Consider the following 18835-nt stretch of genomic DNA (forward strand, 5'->3'; position numbering starts at 1 on the left):
ACGTGGAGGGGAACCCCTACCCCCGGCCCATCGCCCGCGTGACCGCGATCTCGATGACCACCCGGTCGGGATTCTCGCGCGGCACCCGCTCGTACCGCTCGGCATAACGCCGCACCGCGTCGGCGACGGCATCCACCTCGGTGCGCACGACCGCGCGCCCCTCCAGCGTGGCCCAGCGCTTGCCCTGGTGCTGGGCCACGGCGACGCGGGCACCCTCGGGGCCGGCCGCCTGGACGTTGGCGACCTTGCGGCTGCTCTTGTCGCAGATGACGCGGGCGATCCGCGTGTCCGGGTCGTACGTGACGCCGACGGGCACGACGTGCGGGGAGCCGTCGGGCCGCAGCGTGGTCAGCGTGCAGACGTGCCGCTCGCGCCAGAAGGCGAGGTAGGCGGGGTCGGGGTGGTGGAGGTCCTGGGCCATGGGGGGAGCGTAGTCCGAGGGCCGGCCCCGCCATGTAGCGGTGGCGGTGGGGGGTTCGGGCGGGTTCACTCGCAAGAGGGGACCCTCTCCCATTTTGGGGTTGAGTGGAATAGACTCAACTTATCGCACGTTCTCTCAGGCAAGACCCGCGAGTACAAGGAGGAGCCCGTCGCCGTGGATGCCGAGCTGACGAACAAGAGCCGGGAGGCGCTGAGCGCCGCTAGTGACCGTGCCGTGTCGGCCGGGCATGCCGACATGACGCCGGCGCACCTCCTGCTGGCGCTGCTGGCCGGCCGGGAGAACGAGAACGTGATGGATCTGCTGGCCGCCGTCGACGCGGACGCGGCCGCGCTGCGCGGCGGGGCGGAGCGGCTGCTGGCGGGGCTGCCGAGCGTCCAGGGGTCGACGGTGGCGCCGCCGCAGCCGGACCGTGAGCTGATGGCCGTCCTCGCGGACGCCACCGAGCGCGCCCGTGACCTGGGCGACGAGTACATCTCGACCGAGCACCTGCTGATGGGCCTGGCCGCGCGCGGTGGCCGTGCGGGTGAGCTGCTGGCGGACCAGGGCGCGTCGGCCAAGAAGCTGCTGGAGGCGTTCGAGGCGGCCCGGGGCGGGCGCCGGGTGACGACGCCGGATCCCGAGGGCACGTACAAGGCGCTGGAGAAGTTCGGTACGGACTTCACGGCCGCCGCCCGTGACGGCAAGCTCGACCCCGTCATCGGCCGGGATCATGAGATCCGGCGCGTGGTGCAGGTGCTGTCGCGGCGGACGAAGAACAACCCCGTGCTCATCGGTGAGCCCGGCGTCGGCAAGACGGCCGTCGTCGAGGGGCTCGCGCAGCGGATAGTGAAGGGTGACGTTCCGGAGTCGCTGAAGAACAAGCGGCTGGTCGCGCTCGACCTGGGCGCGATGGTCGCGGGCGCGAAGTACCGGGGTGAGTTCGAGGAACGGCTGAAGACCGTTCTGGCGGAGATCAAGGCCAGTGACGGCCAGATCATCACCTTCATCGACGAGCTCCACACCGTCGTGGGCGCCGGCGCGGGCGGGGATTCCGCCATGGACGCGGGCAACATGCTCAAGCCCATGCTGGCGCGCGGCGAGCTCCGCATGGTGGGTGCCACCACCCTCGACGAGTACCGGGAGCGGATCGAGAAGGATCCCGCGCTGGAGCGCCGCTTCCAGCAGGTGCTGGTGGCCGAGCCGTCCGTCGAGGACACCATCGCGATCCTGCGCGGCCTCAAGGGCCGCTACGAGGCGCACCACAAGGTGCAGATCGCCGACTCCGCGCTGGTGGCCGCCGCCACCCTCTCCGACCGGTACATCACCTCCCGCTTCCTGCCGGACAAGGCCATCGACCTCGTCGACGAGGCCGCGTCCCGGCTGCGCATGGAGATCGACTCCTCGCCGGTGGAGATCGACGAGCTCCAGCGCGCCGTCGACCGGCTGAAGATGGAGGAGCTGGCGCTGCGGAACGAGTCCGACGAGGCGAGCAAGGAGCGCCTGGCCAAGCTCCGCCGCGATCTGGCCGACAAGGAGGAGGAGCTGCGCGGCCTGACCGCCCGCTGGGAGAAGGAGAAGCAGTCCCTCAATCGCGTCGGTGAGCTCAAGGAGCGCCTGGACGACCTGCGGGTGCAGGCCGAGCGCGCCCAGCGCGACGGCGATTTCGACACCGCTTCCAAGCTGCTCTACGGGGAGATCCCCGCTGTGGAGCGGGAGCTGGAGGAGGCCGCGAAGGCGGAGGTGGAGGCCGAGCAGGAGGCCGCCGCCAAGGACCTCATGGTCAAGGAGGACGTCGGCCCGGACGACATCGCCGACGTCGTCGCCTCCTGGACCGGCATCCCCGCCGGCCGGCTGCTGGAGGGCGAGACGCAGAAGCTGCTGCGCATGGAGGAGGAGCTGGGCAAGCGGCTGATCGGCCAGGCCGAGGCCGTGCGAGCCGTCTCCGACGCCGTGCGCCGCTCGCGCGCCGGGATCGCCGACCCCGATCGCCCGACCGGCTCGTTCCTCTTCCTCGGCCCCACCGGTGTCGGCAAGACCGAGCTGGCCAAGGCGCTCGCCGACTTCCTCTTCGACGACGAGCGGGCGATGGTCCGCATCGACATGAGCGAGTACGGCGAGAAGCACTCCGTCGCCCGCCTGGTCGGCGCGCCCCCCGGCTACGTCGGCTACGAGGAGGGCGGCCAGCTCACCGAGGCCGTGCGCCGCCGCCCGTACACGGTGGTGCTGCTGGACGAGGTGGAGAAGGCCCACCACGAGGTCTTCGACATCCTCCTGCAGGTCCTCGACGACGGCCGGCTCACCGACGGCCAGGGCCGAACGGTGGATTTCCGCAACACCATCCTCATCCTCACCTCCAACCTCGGCTCGGCCTTCCTGATGGACCCGCTGCTGAAGGAGGAGCAGAAGAAGGAGAAGGTGCTGGAGACCGTCCGCGCCTCCTTCCGCCCCGAATTCCTCAACCGTCTCGACGACACCGTCGTCTTCCACCCGCTGGGCACCGAGCAGCTGGAGCGGATCGCCCGCATCCAGATCGGCCACCTCCAGCGCCGCCTCGCCGACCGCCGCCTCACCCTGGACGTCAGCGACGACGCCCTGCGCTGGCTCGCCTGGCTCGGCCACACCCCCGGCGCCGAGGGCGCGGACCGGCCCGACCTGGCCTACGGCGCCCGCCCGCTGCGCCGGCTGGTGCAGACGGCCATCGGCGACCGGCTCGCCCGGGCGATCCTCGCCGGGGACGTACGGGACGGCGACACCGTCCGCGTCGACGTGGCGGACGGGGCCGAGGAGCTCACCGTTTCGCCCGTTCGGGAAGAGGCGGTCGCGAAAACGCCGTGACATACGGCGGGGCGGGGCTACCAGGCCCCGCCCACGATGGGGGAGGATGGCGGGAGACCGTACGAAGGGAAGCAAACGGTGAGCATCGACCCGTCCTCGATTCCGAATTTCGGGGGCCAGCCCGAACCGCAGCCTGAGGCGGGCCCGACAGGCCCCGTCATCCCCGACCAGGACCTGGTCAAGCAGCTCCTGGAGCAGATGGAGCTGAAGTACGTCGTGGACGACGAGGGTGACCTCGCCGCGCCGTGGGAGCAGTTCCGCACGTACTTCATGTTCCGTGGTGAGGAGGAGCAGCAGGTCTTCTCCGTGCGCACGTTCTACGACCGTCCGCACGACATCGAGGACAAGCCCAAGCTGCTCGAGGCCATTGACGACTGGAACCGCCGCACGCTGTGGCCCAAGGTCTACACCCACACCCACGACGACGGCACCGTCCGTCTGATCGGTGAGGCGCAGATGCTGATCGGCGTCGGCGTGGCGCTGGAGCACTTCGTCTCCAGCACGGTCAGCTGGGTGCGTGCCTCGATCGAGTTCGACAAGTGGCTCGCCGAGCAGCTGGGCCTGGAGGCCGACATCGAGGACGGCGACGACAAGCCGGACGACGAGGCCTGAGCCTCCCCGCTGTCACCCGCCGCACCGCGCGGCTACATCGGGACCCTGGCCACGGTCAGGAGATAGGTCCCGTAGAGGAACGAGAGCCCGGCCAGCGCACCGGTCGTCACGACGACGGTGCGGGGCCGGGCTCTCGCCATCGCCACGGCGGCCGGCAGCAGCAGCGGAAAGGCCGGCAGCAGGAACCTCGGCTTGGACGCGTAGTAGCTGGAGCCGCCGACGGCGATGACGGCCAGCACCAGCGCGTACGCCAGCAGCGCGGCGGGCGGCCGGTCCAGCGCCAGGAAGACGAGGGCGACGAGGGCGACGGCGAGGGTCGCCAGGGTGACGTAGTACGCCATGGAGTCCCGGCCGGTGAACAGGTGCCGGGTGAAGAGGAAGGCGTCGCGCCCGAAGTCGAAGCGCGAGCCCCACAGCCGCTGCACCTTGAAGTAGCCCAGCGGCCCGCCCCCGGAGCGGAAGCCGGCCCAGACGACGTAGCCCGCCCAGCCCAGCGGCGCCATGGCCGTGCCCGCCCAGATCCGCCAGTCCCGGCGGGCGCCCGGGTCGCGCCGCAGGGCGACGACGGCGGCGACGGCGATCGCCGCGGACACGGCGATCGCGTTGGGCCGGGAGAGCCCGGCGAGCAGGGCCAGCGCCCCCGCCCACAGCCAGCGGCGGGTGTACAGGGCGTAGAGCGACCAGGCGGCCAGCGCGGTCATCAGGGACTCGGTGTACGCCATGGTCTGCACGATCGCGTGCGGCAGCAGCCCCCACAGCAGTACCAGCACGGTCCCCACGCGGCGGCCGTGCAGCCGCTCGCCGACCGCGTAGACGCCCCAGGCGGCGGCCCCGGCGGCCGCCCAGGCCACCAGCAGCCCGGCCGTGACGACGGTGACCGGCAGCACGGTCACGACGCCCCGGACCAGCCCCGGGTAGAGGGGGAAGAAGGCGAGGTCGTTGTAGAAGACGCCCTTGCTGGTGGGGGAGGGGACGACCAGGCCGTAGCCGTGGCGGGCGATGCCCGCGTACCAGATGCCGTCCCACAGGTGGCCGAGCAGGGTGCGCGGGTGCTTGCCGATCCACCAGGCCCACGCGGCCATCGCCGTCATCCCGGTCAGCCGGACGGCGGCGTAGAGCCCGAGCGCGGGCAGGGCCCGGCGCAGCGCCGCGCGGATCCGGTCGGTACGGCCGGGACGGCGGCGGCCCTGGCGGGCGCGGCGCGGTTCGGGGGCCCGGACGGGCGCTGCGTCGCGGTGGACGGCGGGGCCGGCGGACACGGGGTACCTCCGGTGCGGGACGGGACGGTCGAGGCATACCGACCATGCGGCGCGGTCCTCGCGCGCGCGACCGGGAAACGCCCGTAAGCGGTGTGCCTACCACCCGCTCGGGCGCACCCCGGAGTGTCGGCGTGCCGAGGGGCCGCCCGGTGTGCTGGGCCTGTGGCGAGTGCTGGGCCGCGTCGCGCGCCCCGCCTATCGTGATCTCGATCGTCCGGACCGGAATGACCCGATGGGACAACGGGAGTGGGGATGAACGTGAACGCCAGGGAGACGGGCTGGAGCCCGGCGGAGCGGGTGCGGGGCATGGGGGAGTCGGTCTTCACGGAGATGACCGAGCTGGCGCGGCGGACCGGCGCGGTCAACCTCGGCCAGGGCGTGCCGGAGCTGGACGGCCCCCGTCCGCTGCTGGAGGAGGTCGCGGCGGCGGTGCTGGCGGGCGCCAACCAGTACCCGCCGGCCTACGGCTTCCCCGCGCTGCGCGAGGCGGTCGCCGCGCACCAGCGGCGGCGGTACGGGCTGGAGTACGCGCCGCAGGGCGAGGTGCTGGTGACCACCGGGGCCACGGAGGCGATCGCGGCGGCGCTGATGGCGCTGTGCGACCCGGGCGACGAGGTGCTCGCCTTCGACCCCTGCTACGACGCCTATCCAGCGGTGGCCCGCTTCGCCGGGGCGCGGCTGGTGCCCGTTCCGCTGGCTGAGGAGAACGCCGGGGGGACCGGCGGGGGGACCGGCGGGGAGAGCGGCGGGGGTACGCCGGGCTTCGCGCTGGACCTGGACGCGCTGCGGGCCGCCGTCACCGGCCGTACCCGCGTGCTGATCCTCAACTCCCCGCACAACCCCACGGGGAAGGTGTTCACGGCGGCGGAGCTGGCGGCGATCGCGGAGTTCTGCCGGGAGCGCGATCTGACGGTGGTGACGGACGAGGTCTACGAGCACCTGGTCTACGACGACGCGACGCACCGGACGATCGCCGCCCTGCCGGGGATGCGGGAGCGGACCCTGACCATCTCCTCGGCCGGCAAGACCTTCAACGTCACGGGGTGGAAGGTCGGCTGGGTGTGCGGTCCGGCCCGGCTGGTGGCGGCGGTGGCGGCGGCGAAACAATTCCTCACCTATGCGTCCGGCACGCCCTACCAGGAGGCGCTCGCGCGGGCATTGGGGGGCGTGGAGGAGTGGGCGGGGGAGCTCCGGCGGACTCTGCGCCGTAACCGGGATCTGCTGAGCGAGGGGCTCACCCGGGCCGGTCTGCGCCCCTATCGTGCGGAGGCGGGCTATTTCCTCCAGGCGGACATCCGCGCGTGGGGGCACGCGGACGGCGTGCGATTCTGCCGTGAACTGCCGCTGCGCGCCGGGGTGGTGGCCATTCCCACCTCCGCCTTCCTGCTCGCTCCGGACGCCCCCTCCCATCTGGTGCGTTTCTCCTTCTGCCGCCGGGAGAAGTCCGTGGTCGAGGCGGTGGAGAAGCTGATCGCGGCCGCCTGATCGGGAGATTTGCAAGGGGCTCATGCCCAGCCGCATATGCGTCCGGCGGATTTTCCGTATCCGCCGGACGCCGGTGTATTGAACTTATGTGCGCCGGTCTGTTGAACATTTGAACTGCATGGCCCTCGGGTGGATGGAAAGTTGCAGATCATGGGTAAAACGGCTGTGGGCGCCGCTCATTCGTGATTCCCTCGATCAGAGCCACGTTGAGACAATCCCCGGAAATCCCCGGCACACCGGAATGGCCCCTGCCGGAACCGGTCCGCGGGACCTCAGATGTGGGCATGAGCCGGCGCACTCGATCAGGAATGTGGTCCTCCTCGGGGCGGGCCGGCCCACCCTCCACTGCTCGCTCGCGGAGCCGACCCATGCTCACCACCCTCAAGACCACCTACACCGATACCCGCGCCGCCGATCTCGCCTGGTGTCTGGGGAAGGACCCCCTGCCCGCGCTGGCGGTGCTCGACCTCCAACTGGACGGAGCGGACGTGCAGTTGCGCCTGCTCGGCGCCTCGCACCAGGTCATACTCGAAGAGGAGGACGGAGTCTGCTCGGAGACGGTCGCCTGCATACCCGGCAGCCAGACCCCGCTGCCCCTGGGCGTCGCCAAGCGCGTGGGCGCCTGGGAGTACGAGTTCGCGGCGCGCGTGGAGACCCTCTCGCGATGTTCCTTCGCGGGGCGCGCCCAGGAGCTCCTGGCGCTGGTCGCCGAACACCCGCAGGGGCTGGCCGGAACGTTTCCCGGCGATCCCCACGCCTTCACCGCCCTGCTCGCCCAGCGCCGCGACGGCCAGGTCAGCTGGCGCACCTGGCACGCGTATCCCCAGGAAGGGCGGCTGGTGGCCACCCGGACCCGCGTGGGCGTCCGGATGGCCGCGCCCTTGTGAGAGCCGCTGGGGAGTCGCCCAAGCGCGTGAATTTAAACCCGTGTGGGTGACAAGGGGGTCCTGGTTCGTGACGTAGCGTTACCGCATGGTCCTCCACCGCCCGGTACCGGCGCGGCTGCCCGTACCGGCCGGGCTCGGCCGTCTCGCCGTGCTGACCACGGTCTTCATCTGTGCCGCCTGCGGGCTGGTCTACGAGCTGGAGCTGGTCGCGCTCGCCTCCTACCTGCTCGGCGACTCCGTCACCCAGGCGTCCGTCGTGCTGTCCGTCATGGTCTTCGCCATGGGCGTCGGCTCGCTGCTCGCCAAGCGGCTGCGCGCCCGCGCGGCGCTCGGCTTCGCCGCCGTCGAGGCGGTGCTGGCGCTGACCGGCGGCCTCTCCGCCATGGCGCTCTACGCCTGCTTCGCCTGGTACGGGCAGGCCCGGCTCGCCATGGTGGCCTTCTCGCTCACGATCGGGGTGCTCATCGGCGCCGAGGTGCCGCTGCTGATGACGCTCATCCAGCGCATCCGCCGGCAGGACGCGGGCTGCGCGGTCGCCGATCTCTTCGCCGCCGACTATGTGGGCGCCCTGGTCGGCGGGCTCGCCTTCCCCTTCCTCCTGCTGCCCGCGCTGGGCCAGCTGACGGGGGCGCTGGTCACCGGCGCGGTCAACGCCGTGGCGGGCGGGGCGCTGGTGCTCTGGCTCTTCCGGGGCGATCTGTCGCCGAGGGCCCGCTGGGCGCTGCTCACCGCCAATGGCCTGGTGCTGGTGGTGCTGGCGGTGTGCTCGGTGCTCACGGGCCCCTTCGAGCGGGCCGCCCGGCGGGCCGTCTACGGCACGGACGTCAGGGTCGCGGTGCGCTCGGAGGTCCAGGAGGTGGTGCTGGCCGGCGGGGACGGCGGCGGGCGGCCGCTCTCCCTCTTCCTCGACGGCCGGCTGAGGGTCAGCGGGGATGTCGAGTCCCGCTATCACGAGGCGCTCGTCCACCCCGCCCTGGCCGGGGAGCACCGCCGCGTCCTCGTCCTCGGCGGCGGAGACGGCCTCGCGGTGCGCGAGGTGCTGCGCTATCCGGACGTCCGTTCCGTGACCGTCGTCGAGCTCGACCCCGAGGTGCTGCGGCTGGCCCGGACCGACCCCGGCCTGGCCGGCCTCAACCGCCGCGCGTACCGCGATCGACGGGTACGGGTGGTGACCGCCGACGCCTTCGACTGGCTGCGCGACGGCCGGGGGGCCGCCGCCGGCCCGTACGACGTGGTCATCTCCGACCTGCCCGACCCCGGGCTCACGCCCAGCACCAAGCTCTACTCCCAGGAGTTCTACGGGCTGGTGGCGCGCGTCCTCGCTCCGGGCGGCCGAATAGCCGTGCACGGGGGAGACCTCGACGCCCGGCCGCACGTCTTCTGGACGGTCGAGGCGACGCTGCGTTCCGTGGGGCTGTGCACGGCGCCCTATCGCGCGGCGGTCACCCAGGAGCGCGGGGCGCCCGAGCGGGACTGGGGGTTGGTGCTGGCCGCGCGGGAGCCCGTACGGCTGGCGCTGGCCGTGCCCCGGCCGCCCCTGCCGTCCCTCACCCCGGAGACGCTGCGCGCCGAGGGCCTGGCGGCCGAGCGCCGCAAGGAGGCGGGCGCGCTGCCGTCCACGCTGATGCACCCGCGCTACGCGGGCTGACCGCGCAGGGCCGCCCGGAAGGCGCCGGGGGTGTCCCCCGCGCGCTGCTGGAAGAACTTGGAGAAGTTGGCGGCGTCGGCGAAGCCGAGCCGTTCGGCGATCCGCGCGGCGGGCAGGTCGCTGTGCGCCAGCAGCCGTTTGGCCTCCAGCATCACCCGGCGGTCGACGAACTCCTTCGCCCCGACCCCGGCCGCCGCCAGCGTGGCCCGGGACAGGGTGCGGGGCGCGTAGCCCAGGTCCCGGGCGTAGTCGGCCACCCGATGACGGCCGGCGAAGTCGCGCTCCACGGCAGCGCGGAACCGCATGAAGGCGTCCCCGGGGGCGGGCAGGCCGCTCGCGGGAGCCGAGGCGTGCGTCAGCCGCAGCACCAGCACCGAGAACAGATGGCGCAGCACCTCCGTGCGGATGGCGGGGGCCAGCCGCTCGCCGGTGCGGTAGTCCGTCGCCAGGTGCCGCACGGCGCAGAAGACGGCCTCCCCGTCCTCGCCGCCCGGCCGCCACAGCACCGGCCCGAACGGGTCGTCCGCCGCGTCGGAGACGGCCGTGCCCGGGAGCATGAAGCCCGGCTGGACGAGGATGACGGTGCCCTCGATCGCGTCGACGTCCCCGAACTGCTGGACCTGCCCGGGACGGACCCACAGCACCGAACCCGCGTCGAGGGTGTGGGTGCGGAAGTCGACGGTGTGGGCGGCGGAGCCGGCGTCGACGGCGACGAGCTGGTGGAAGTCCAGTCGCTGCGGCGTGGACAGCAGCCCCTCGGGCGCCCGCTCGCGCAGCTCGGCCACGGTCATCACTTCCAGACCGGGCGGGGCGCCGGGCGGGGGCTCGTAGGCGAGCTCCAGGATGCCGCCGTCGCTCCCGACGGACGCGCATGGGTCAGTGTGTCGCTTTTTCACCATGGGGAGACGCGAGCCTACCTGGCCGGGTGGGGCGGCCGCTCCTAGCGTGGTCATTGCGCACCACGCGTACTTCACCACCCACCCCTACACGTCACCACACGTCCTTGAACCGTGCGACAGGAGACACCCCCATGGCGAAGATCGCCCTCTTCGGAGCCACCGGCACCATCGGCAGCCGCGTCCTGCGCGAGGCGCTGGACCGGGGCCACCAGGTCACGGCCGTCGTCCGCGACCCCGCCAAGCTCACCGAGCAGCACCCGAACCTCACCGTCACCACCGGTGACGTCCTCGACCCGGCCTCGGTCGCCGCCGTGGCCAAGGGCCAGGACGTCGTCGTCAGCGCCGTCGGCGGCGGTGACGGCCCCGGCCACCTCGCGACCATCAAGCCCGCGGCGGAGTCCCTGGTCGCCGGCCTGCGCACGCTCGGCGACGCGGCCCCCCGGCTGATCGCCGTCGGTGGCGCGGGCTCGCTGCGCACCCCGGACGGCAAGCAGGTCTGGGACGCGGAGGGGCTGCCGGAGTTCCTGCTGCAGATCATGCACGCCCACGGCGACGCGCTGGACTTCTACCGCACGGTCTCCGACGTCCGCTGGACCAATGTCTCCCCGGCCGGCCTGATCGAGCCCGGCGAGCGCACGGGCACCTACCGCACCGCGCTCGACGACCTCGTCGTGAACGCGGAGGGCAAGAGCCGGATCTCCACCGAGGACTACGCGGTGGCGCTCATCGACGAGATCGAGACGCCCAAGCACGTGGGAGAGCGTTTCACTGTCGGAGACTGACCGTCTTCTGACGGAAAGTTCGATCGGATTCGACTCGGATTCGACCGGGGCGGCCCTGGTGCGGGGCCCGGTGGGTAGGCTCGCTAGCTATGGAGCATGAGGTGTTCGTTCCGTTTCCCGTCGGTGCGGTGCGGCGGGTCCTCTCCGACCCCGCGCGCGTCGCCCGCTGCGTCCCCGGCCTCCAGCAGGACGCCTCGTCCGGTGCCGCCCTCACCGGGCGGCTCCGGCTGCGCATCGGCGGATCCACGATCACCTACCGGGGTGAGATGCGGCTGACCGAGCGGGACGGTTCGTACGAGCTCTCCGGCGAGGGCACCGAGGCCCGGGGCTCCGGCACGGTCACGCTCACGCTGAGCGCCCAGCCGGAGGAGACGCCCGGCGGCACCCGGCTGAGCTGCACGGGAACGGTCGGCGGCGCGGGCCGGCTCGCGGAGTTCGACGCGAAGACGGCGGAGTCCGTGGCGCGGCGGCTGCTCGACCGGTTCGGGGCGGCGCTGGCGGAGGAGTTGCGGGAGGAAGAGGCGGCGTCTCCGGCGCCGGACGGCGACGAGGCCGAGGTCTCGGTCGAGGCCGAGACCATGGTCGGCGTCGATCTCGACGAGGATGGGCCGCTCGGCGGGCCGGGTGGCTTCGAGGACGACGTCCTCGACGACGAGCCGCCGGCGGAGGCGGCGCACGCGCGCCGCACGATGATCGGCCGCAGTGCGGAGGAAGTCGACCACGCGCCGCCGCGCGGGCGCTACGCGCCGGTGCCGGCGCCGGAGGCGGCCACCGGCACGGCCGTACTGCGCTGGGCCGCGCCGGCGGCGGCGATCGCCCTGGCGGGTGCGGTCGTGGTGACCCGGGCGTTCCGCCGCAGGCGCTGACGCGCGGGGTACGCCCGGTGCGGGGCTGAGCGCCGTTTCCCGGTGCGGCCCGGTGGCCGGTTTGTGCCCACCCGTTCCGCCCCAGCGGAACGATTGCCCACAAACCGGCAGGTCGGCGTGGGCCGCAGGCCCTAGGGTCGGTGGCGTGAGCCAAAACGTAACGTTGGCGGCCGGGGCCGCCGAAGTGGTCGTGGATCCGGGCAATGGCTGCCGCCTCGCCGGCCTCAGGATCGGCGGAGTCGAACTGCTCCGCCAGGGACCGCGCTACGGCGCCTTCCCCATGGTCCCGTGGTGCGGCCGCATCGCACTCGGCCGCTTCCGCAACGGCGGCGAGATCCACCAGATGCCCGTCAACTCCCCTCCCCACGCCATCCACGGCACCGGCCGCGACACCGCCTGGCGCACCGCCCGCGCCGACGACCGGTCCGCCGCGTTCACCTACGACCTCGCCGACCCCTGGCCCTACAGCGGCCGGGTCACCCAGCTGGTGGAGCTGACGGAGGAATCCCTCACCCTCACCATGGGCGTCGAGACCTATGGCGACTCCTTCCCGGCGCAGGCCGGCTGGCACCCCTGGTTCCTGCGGAACCTCGGCGTCGGCAAGGACGTGGAGATCGGCTTCCAGCCGTCCTGGCAGGAGGAGCGCGGCGACGACCACCTCCCCACCGGACAGCGCATCGAGCCCCGGCCCGGCCCCTGGGACGACTGCTTCGGGATGCCCGACGGCGTCGACGTCACCCTCACCTGGCCCGGCGCCCTGGAACTGAAGGTCACCAGCCGCGCCGAGTGGGTCGTCGTCTACGACGAGCAGACCGAGGCGGTGTGCGTGGAGCCGCAGTCCGGCCCGCCCAACGGGCTGAACACCCACCCCCGCCTCGTCACGCCGATCGACCCCCTGGAGATCGCCACGACCTGGACCTGGCGTTCCCTGGGCCTGGCCTAAGCTCATGGACATGAGCGAAGCGCGCGAGGCACTGCTGGGCCAGATCAAGGACAAGGCCGTGATCCACGGCAAGGTCACCCTTTCCTCCGGCATGGAGGCCGACTACTACATCGACCTGCGCCGGGTCACCCTGGACGGCACGGCCGCGCCGCTGGTCGGGCAGGTCATGCTCGACACGACGGCCGAGTTCGACTTCGACGCCGTGGGCGGCCTGACCATGGGTGCCGACCCGGTGGCGACGGCGATGCTGCACGCCGCCGCCGCGCGCGGCAGGACGCTGGACGCCTTCGTCGTCCGGAAGGCCGCCAAGGCCCACGGCCTCCAGCGCCGCATCGAGGGCGCCGACATCAAGGGCCGCCGGGTCCTGGTGGTCGAGGACACCTCCACCACCGGTGGCTCGCCGCTGGCGGCCGTCGAGGCCGTGCGCGAGGCCGGTGCCGAGGTCGTCGCGGTCGCCACGATCGTCGACCGGGCGACCGGTGCCGCCGAGAAGATCAGCGAGACCGCGGGCGTTCCCTATGTCTACGCCTACGCGATCGACGAGCTCGGCCTGGCCTGATCTATTAGCCTGACCTGCTCTTTCTCAGGATGCGCGGCCGAAGGGCGCGGTGTTTCACGTGAAACACCGCGCCCTTCGGCCAATCACCATGTGGAGCAATTTCACGAGTCTGGGAAGATGGGTCCGACGATGACCGTCGCCCCCTAGGTCAGGGCCCGTAGAACGCCCGTACCCGCACATCACAAGGAGCGGACAGATGCCCATCGCAACCCCCGAGGTCTACAACGAGATGCTCGACCGGGCGAAGGCAGGCAAGTTCGCCTACCCGGCCATCAATGTGACCTCGACGCAGACTCTGCACGCCGCTCTGCGCGGCTTCGCCGAGGCGGAGAGCGACGGCATCATCCAGATCTCCACCGGTGGTGCGGAATTCCTGGGCGGCCAGTACAGCAAGGACATGGTCTCGGGCGCCGTCGCCCTGGCCGAGTTCGCGCACGTCGTCGCCAAGAAGTACCCGGTGAACATCGCGCTGCACACCGACCACTGCCCGAAGGACAAGCTGGACGGCTATGTCCGCCCGCTGCTCGCGATCTCCCAGGAGCGCGTCGCCGCCGGTCAGAACCCGCTCTTCCAGTCCCACATGTGGGACGGCTCCGCCGAGAAGCTCGACGAGAACCTGGCCATCGCCAAGGAGCTGCTCGCCGAGGCCGTGAAGGCGAAGATCATCCTCGAGGTCGAGATCACCCCGACCGGTGGCGAGGAGGACGGCGTCTCCCACGAGATCAACGACGACCTCTACACCACCGTCGCGGACGTGGAGCGCACCGCCGAGGCCCTGGGCCTGGGCGAGAAGGGCCGCTACCTGCTGGCCGCCTCCTTCGGCAACGTCCACGGCGTCTACAAGCCGGGCAACGTCGTCCTCCGCCCGGAGCTGCTCCGTGAGCTCCAGGACGGCATCGCCGCCAAGCACGGCAAGGCCGACCCGTTCGACTTCGTCTTCCACGGCGGCTCCGGCTCCACCGAGGAGGAGATCCGCACCGCGCTGGAGAACGGCGTCGTGAAGATGAACCTCGACACCGACACCCAGTACGCCTTCACCCGCCCGGTGGCGGCCCACATGTTCCAGAACTACGACGGCGTCCTGAAGGTCGACGGCGAGGTCGGCGACAAGAAGACCTACGACCCGCGCACCTGGGGCAAGCTCGCCGAGGCGAGCATGGCCGCGCGCGTCACCAAGGCCTGCGCCGACCTGCGCTCCACCGGCACCAAGCTGAAGTAACCCACCACGGGTGAAGTAACCCACCGCGGGTTTCGAGGGGCCCGGCACGGCCCGTACGTACGGACCGTGCCGGGCCCTTTCGCATGGCCGCTTCGCGTGGCCGTGGCGGCCAAGGCGCGAGATGATCCGGGCATGAGCGACTCCGCGCGGGACCCCCGGCGGGTGTCCCCCCAGCCGGAGGAGCCGGAGGCCGGCCCGGGCGCCGGCCCGCCCGGCACCGCCGCCGTACGCCTCGGCACCCCCACCGGACGGTGGGTCGTGCTGACGGCCGTCCTCGGCTCGGGCATGGCGCTGCTCGACAGCACCGTCGTCAACGTCGCGCTGCCCCACATCGGCCGGGACCTGGGCGCCGGCCTCGCCGCCCTCCAGTGGACCGTCAACGCCTACATGCTCACCCTCGCCGGGCTGATCCTCCTCGGCGGCTCCCTGGGCGACCGCTACGGCCGCCGCCGGGTGTTCGTGATCGGCGTGGTGTGGTTCGCCCTGGCCTCGCTGCTGTGCGGCATCGCGCCCGACGCCGGGGTGCTCATCGCCGCCCGGGCCCTCCAGGGCGTCGGCGGCGCGCTGCTCACGCCCGGCTCGCTCGCGCTGCTCCAGGCCGTCTTCCACCCCGACGACCGGGCGGCCGCCGTGGGCGCCTGGTCGGGGCTGGGCGGGGTCGCCGCGGCCGTCGGGCCGTTCGTCGGCGGCTGGCTGGTGGACGGGCCCGGCTGGCGCTGGGTGTTCCTGATCAACCTCCCGCCCGCCGCCCTGTGCGTCCTCGTCGCCCGGCGGCACGTCCCCGAGACCCGGGACCCCACGGCCCACGGCCGCTTCGACGCCGCCGGCGCCGCGCTGGGCGCCCTCACCCTGGCCGCCGTGACGTACGCGCTGATCGCCGCGCCCGACAAGGGCCTCTCGGCCTGGGTGATCGTCCCCGCGGTCGCGGGCGTCCTGCTCGGCGCGGCCTTCATCCGCACCGAGCGACGACGGCCCGATCCGATGCTGCCGCTCGGGATCTTCCGCGTCCGGCTGTTCTCGGCCGTCAACGTCGTCACGTTCTTCGTCTACGCGGCCTTCAGCGGTTTCTTCTTCCTCTCCGTCCTCCAGCTCCAGGTCGTCGTGGGCTGGTCCGCCCTGGTGGCCGGCACGGCCCTGCTGCCCACGACCGTGCTGATGCTGCTGCTGTCCTCCCGCTCCGGCCGGATCGCCCAGCGCGTCGGGCCGCGCGTCCCGCTCACGGTCGGGCCGCTGCTGTGCGCGGCGGGCATGCTGCTGATGACGCGCGTCGGGCGCGGCGCCTCCTACTGGCGGGAGGTGCTGCCCCCGCTCGTCGTCCTGGGCCTGGGCATGGTCACGCTGGTCGCGCCGCTCACCGCCACCGTCCTGGCCTCCGTCGACGTGGCCCGGGCCGGGCTGGCCAGCGGCATCAACAACGCCGCCGCCCGCGCCGCCGGTCTGATCGCCGTGGCCGCGCTGCCCCTGGCGGCGGGCATGGGGCCGGACGCCTACCGGGACCCGGCGGCGTTCTCCGGCGCGTTCGACCTGGCGATGGTCTACTGCGCCGGAGCCCTGGTCGTCGGCGCCGGACTGGCCTGGTGGACGATCCGCGAGCCGAAGCCGGCGTCCTGCCACCCGGAGTGCGCCTTCCACTGCGGGGTGTCAGCGCCGCCCCTGGACCCGGGGGACGCGGGGCAGGGCCCGTAGGCGCGTAGGCGTAAGCCCGCAGGCACGTAAGGCCGACGAGGCTCCGGCACGGCGCGCGGCTGCGGCAGACTGGGCCCCATGGCCATTCACGAGAACCTCCTCGGGGGACCGCCCCCGACCCATCTGCCCGACGACCCCGAGCCGCGCGAGCTCCTCGCCTCCGGCGCGGCCCCCGCCGAGGTCGCCGCCAAGTACCCGGCGTCCTCGCTGGCCTGGGCGCAGCTCGCCGACGACGCGTTCGAGGCCGGCCGGACCGTCGAGTCCTACGCCTACGCCCGCACCGGCTACCACCGCGGCCTCGACGCGCTGCGCCGCAGCGGCTGGAAGGGCCACGGCCCGGTGCCCTTCGAGCACGAGCCCAACCGCGGCTTCCTGCGCGCCCTCCACGCCCTCGCCCGCGCCGCGCAGGCGATCGGCGAGCAGGAGGAGTACGAGCGCTGCAGCACGTTCCTGCGCGACAGCTCCCCGCTGGCCGCCGACACCCTGGGCTGACGTCCCGGACGTCCCCGGCGCCCCGTCGCCAAGCGGACGGACACCGCCCACGACCCTTGCCGTGGGCGGTGTCCGCGACGCAAGATGCGAACAGGGGACCGGGGCTCCGATGCCGACGGGAAGGGGCGGACCGCTACCCGGGAGCACTCTGCGAGGAGAGTCCGCGATGACGCACGCCCCCATGGCCCCCACCGTCGAGTTCGAGGGCACGACCCCGTACGAGGACTACGTCCGCGCCGAGGTCCTCACGAACCTTCAGAAGCCCCTCTCCGACGACCCCGGCGAGATGGTCTTCCTCGTGACCACCCAGGTCATGGAGCTGTGGTTCACGGTCGTCGTCCACGAGTGGGAGACCGCCGCGCGCGCCCTGCGCGAGGACGAACTGCCCGTCGCGCTGGCCGCGCTCAAGCGGTCCACGTACGAACTGGCGGCGCTCAACTCCTCCTGGGAACCGCTCGCCCACCTGACGCCCGCGCAGTTCAACTCCTACCGCGCCGCCTTGGGCGAGGCGTCCGGCTTCCAGTCGGCGACCTACCGCCGCCTGGAGTTCCTGCTCGGCGAGAAGTCCCCCGCGATGCTCGTCCCCTACCGGGGCGCGCCGCGCGTCCACGCCGAGCTGGAGAAGGCCCTCCACGCGCCCGGTCTCTACGACGAGGCGCTGGCCTGGCTGGCCCGGCGTGGCCACGCGATACCCGCCGCCGTCCTCCACCGCGACCTCACCACGCGCTACGCGGGCGACCCGGCCGTCGAGGACGTCTGGCACCGCGTCTACGCGGGCGACCAGAACACCGACGAGTGCCGGCTCGGCGAGGCCCTCACGGAGGTCGCGGAGCTGGTGTGGCGCTGGCGCAACGACCATCTCGTCGCCACGAGACGCGCGATGGGCGCCAAGGTGGGCTCGGGCGGCTCGGCCGGCGTCGCCTGGCTGGAGAAGCGCGCGGGGAAGCACGTCTTCCCCGAACTGTGGACGGCGCGCAGCCGTGTCTGACCCCGGGGGCACCGGAGGATCAGGCGGAGGGCTACGCGCCGAGGCGGCCGCCCTCGACGCCGCCGACGCGCTGCGCGCCAAGCGCGCGGAGTTCGTCCTGGACGACGACACCGTCTACCTCGACGGCAACTCCCTCGGCGCCCTCCCGCGCGCCGTCCCCGCCCGCCTGGCCGACGTCGTCGGGCGCGAATGGGGGCGGCTGCGCGTCCGGTCGTGGAGCGAGTCCGGCTGGTGGACCGCGCCCGAGCGGGTCGGCGACCGGATCGGACGGCTCGTCGGGGCCGCGCCCGGCCAGACCGTCGTGGGCGACTCCACCAGCGTCAACGTCTTCAAGGCCGTCGTCGCGGCCGTCCGCATGGGTTCGGGAACGGGGGGCCGGGCCCGGGACGAGATCCTCGTCGACGCCGCGACGTTCCCCACGGACGGCTACATCGCCGCCTCCGCCGCCCGGCTGACCGGCTGCCGGATCCGGGCCGTCCCCGTCGGCGACCTCGCCGCCGCGGCCGGCCCCCGCACCGCCGTCGCCGTCGTCAACCACGTCGACTACCGCACCGGCCGCCTCCACGACCTGCCCGCCCTCACGGCCGCCGTGCACGCCACCGGGGCGCGGATCGTCTGGGACCTGTGCCACAGCGCGGGCGCGCTGCCCATCGGCCTGGACGCCCACGGCGTGGACCTCGCCGTCGGCTGCACGTACAAGTACCTCAACGGCGGCCCCGGCGCGCCCGCCTTCCTCTACGTCCGGCGCGACCTCCAGCCCCGCTTCGACTCCCCGCTGCCCGGCTGGAACTCCCACGCCGACCCCTTCGGCATGGCCCCCGACCACACCCCCGCCGGCGGCGCGCCGCGCGGCCGCGTCGGCACGCCGGACATCCTCTCCCTGCTCGCGCTGGAGGCCGCGCTGGACGTGTGGGAGGACGTCGACCTCGCCGCCGTGCGCGCCAAGAGCCTCGCCCTCACCGACTTCTTCCTCCGCTGCGCGGAGGCGTACGTACCGGCCGGCCGGGCCACGTCCGTCACGCCGGCCGCCCACGCGGAACGGGGGAGCCAGGTGGCCCTGAAGGTCGCCCGGGCCGAGACCGCCGCGCGGACGGCGGCGGAGCTCGTCCGGCGCGGTGTGGTGGGCGACCACCGCCCCCCGGACCTGCTGCGCTTCGGCTTCACCCCGCTGTACACGACGTTCGGGGAGGTGGAGCGGGCGGCGCGGGTGCTGGGGGACGTCCTCGCGTAGTACTTGAGACGGACCCCCGGAGA

The 18835-nt window shown here is 73.0% G+C and carries 17 protein-coding genes; 14 read left to right on the forward strand and 3 right to left on the reverse strand.

The features are described from left to right. Positions 1 to 16: 16 nt before the first annotated feature. Positions 17 to 421 (reverse strand): pyridoxamine 5'-phosphate oxidase family protein, encoded by a 405-nt coding sequence (locus IE096_RS25970; protein ID WP_189455716.1) that lies wholly within the window; start codon positions 419 to 421, stop codon positions 17 to 19. Positions 422 to 595: 174 nt separating this feature from the next. Here IE096_RS25970 and clpB point away from each other — a divergent pair, with 174 nt between their 5' ends. Further along, positions 596 to 3256 carry an ATP-dependent chaperone ClpB gene (gene clpB, locus IE096_RS25975; protein WP_189455718.1) on the forward strand — a complete coding sequence of 887 codons (2661 nt, stop codon included), beginning with the start codon at positions 596 to 598 and terminating at the stop codon, positions 3254 to 3256. 78 nt (positions 3257 to 3334) lie between these two features. Further along, a complete protein-coding gene (locus IE096_RS25980) occupies positions 3335 to 3868 on the forward strand; it encodes a YbjN domain-containing protein (RefSeq protein WP_189455720.1) in 534 nt (177 codons plus the stop codon). 32 nt (positions 3869 to 3900) lie between these two features. On the opposite strand, the gene IE096_RS25985 is transcribed toward IE096_RS25980, so the two are convergent. Further along, the gene (locus IE096_RS25985; protein ID WP_229820616.1) at positions 3901 to 5127 is read right to left on the reverse strand and encodes a hypothetical protein; all 1227 of its coding nucleotides are present in this window, start codon (positions 5125 to 5127) and stop codon (positions 3901 to 3903) included. A 252-nt stretch (positions 5128 to 5379) separates the two neighbouring features. Between IE096_RS25985 and IE096_RS25990 the strand changes: the two genes are divergently transcribed. The 3 genes from IE096_RS25990 (at position 5380) to IE096_RS26000 (ending at position 9147) form a co-directional block, all read left to right on the forward strand. Further along, positions 5380 to 6612 (forward strand): aminotransferase class I/II-fold pyridoxal phosphate-dependent enzyme, encoded by a 1233-nt coding sequence (locus tag IE096_RS25990; protein WP_189455722.1) that lies wholly within the window; start codon positions 5380 to 5382, stop codon positions 6610 to 6612. A gap of 368 nt (positions 6613 to 6980) precedes the next feature. Then, on the forward strand, positions 6981 to 7499 hold the full coding sequence (locus tag IE096_RS25995) for a DUF2617 family protein (protein WP_189455724.1): 519 nt from the start codon (positions 6981 to 6983) through the stop codon (positions 7497 to 7499). Between the two features lie 85 nt (positions 7500 to 7584). Then, complete coding sequence (locus tag IE096_RS26000) at positions 7585 to 9147, forward strand: polyamine aminopropyltransferase (RefSeq protein WP_189455726.1); 1563 nt, start codon at positions 7585 to 7587, stop codon at positions 9145 to 9147. On the opposite strand, the gene IE096_RS26005 is transcribed toward IE096_RS26000, so the two are convergent. Continuing rightward, positions 9135 to 10046: an AraC family transcriptional regulator gene (locus IE096_RS26005; RefSeq protein ID WP_189455728.1), complete on the reverse strand. Its 912-nt coding sequence runs from the start codon at positions 10044 to 10046 to the stop codon at positions 9135 to 9137. The two genes, IE096_RS26000 and IE096_RS26005, sit on opposite strands and share 13 nt — an antisense overlap. A gap of 131 nt (positions 10047 to 10177) precedes the next feature. Here IE096_RS26005 and IE096_RS26010 point away from each other — a divergent pair, with 131 nt between their 5' ends. From IE096_RS26010 to kynU, 9 genes are all read left to right on the forward strand, one after another. Further along, complete coding sequence (locus IE096_RS26010; RefSeq protein ID WP_189455730.1) at positions 10178 to 10828, forward strand: NAD(P)-dependent oxidoreductase; 651 nt, start codon at positions 10178 to 10180, stop codon at positions 10826 to 10828. 89 nt (positions 10829 to 10917) lie between these two features. Continuing rightward, complete coding sequence (locus IE096_RS26015) at positions 10918 to 11694, forward strand: SRPBCC domain-containing protein (RefSeq protein ID WP_189455732.1); 777 nt, start codon at positions 10918 to 10920, stop codon at positions 11692 to 11694. 145 nt (positions 11695 to 11839) lie between these two features. Then, positions 11840 to 12637, forward strand: coding sequence for an aldose epimerase family protein (locus IE096_RS26020; protein WP_189455734.1), 798 nt, complete (start codon positions 11840 to 11842; stop codon positions 12635 to 12637). A 10-nt stretch (positions 12638 to 12647) separates the two neighbouring features. Next, positions 12648 to 13196: an orotate phosphoribosyltransferase gene (gene pyrE, locus IE096_RS26025; protein WP_189455736.1), complete on the forward strand. Its 549-nt coding sequence runs from the start codon at positions 12648 to 12650 to the stop codon at positions 13194 to 13196. Positions 13197 to 13392: 196 nt separating this feature from the next. Then, on the forward strand, positions 13393 to 14415 hold the full coding sequence (gene fbaA / locus IE096_RS26030; RefSeq protein ID WP_189455738.1) for a class II fructose-bisphosphate aldolase: 1023 nt from the start codon (positions 13393 to 13395) through the stop codon (positions 14413 to 14415). Between the two features lie 132 nt (positions 14416 to 14547). Beyond that, on the forward strand, positions 14548 to 16101 hold the full coding sequence (locus IE096_RS26035) for an MFS transporter (protein ID WP_189455740.1): 1554 nt from the start codon (positions 14548 to 14550) through the stop codon (positions 16099 to 16101). A gap of 78 nt (positions 16102 to 16179) precedes the next feature. Then, positions 16180 to 16593: a DUF3151 domain-containing protein gene (locus IE096_RS26040; protein WP_189455742.1), complete on the forward strand. Its 414-nt coding sequence runs from the start codon at positions 16180 to 16182 to the stop codon at positions 16591 to 16593. Between the two features lie 166 nt (positions 16594 to 16759). Beyond that, a complete protein-coding gene (locus tag IE096_RS26045) occupies positions 16760 to 17581 on the forward strand; it encodes a tryptophan 2,3-dioxygenase family protein (RefSeq protein ID WP_189455744.1) in 822 nt (273 codons plus the stop codon). Continuing rightward, on the forward strand, positions 17574 to 18812 hold the full coding sequence (gene kynU, locus IE096_RS26050) for a kynureninase (RefSeq protein ID WP_189455746.1): 1239 nt from the start codon (positions 17574 to 17576) through the stop codon (positions 18810 to 18812). Before IE096_RS26045 ends, kynU begins: the two co-directional genes overlap by 8 nt. Positions 18813 to 18835 lie beyond the last annotated feature (23 nt).

Source organism: Streptomyces abikoensis (assembly GCF_014648775.1).
Lineage (GTDB): Bacteria > Actinomycetota > Actinomycetes > Streptomycetales > Streptomycetaceae > Streptomyces > Streptomyces abikoensis.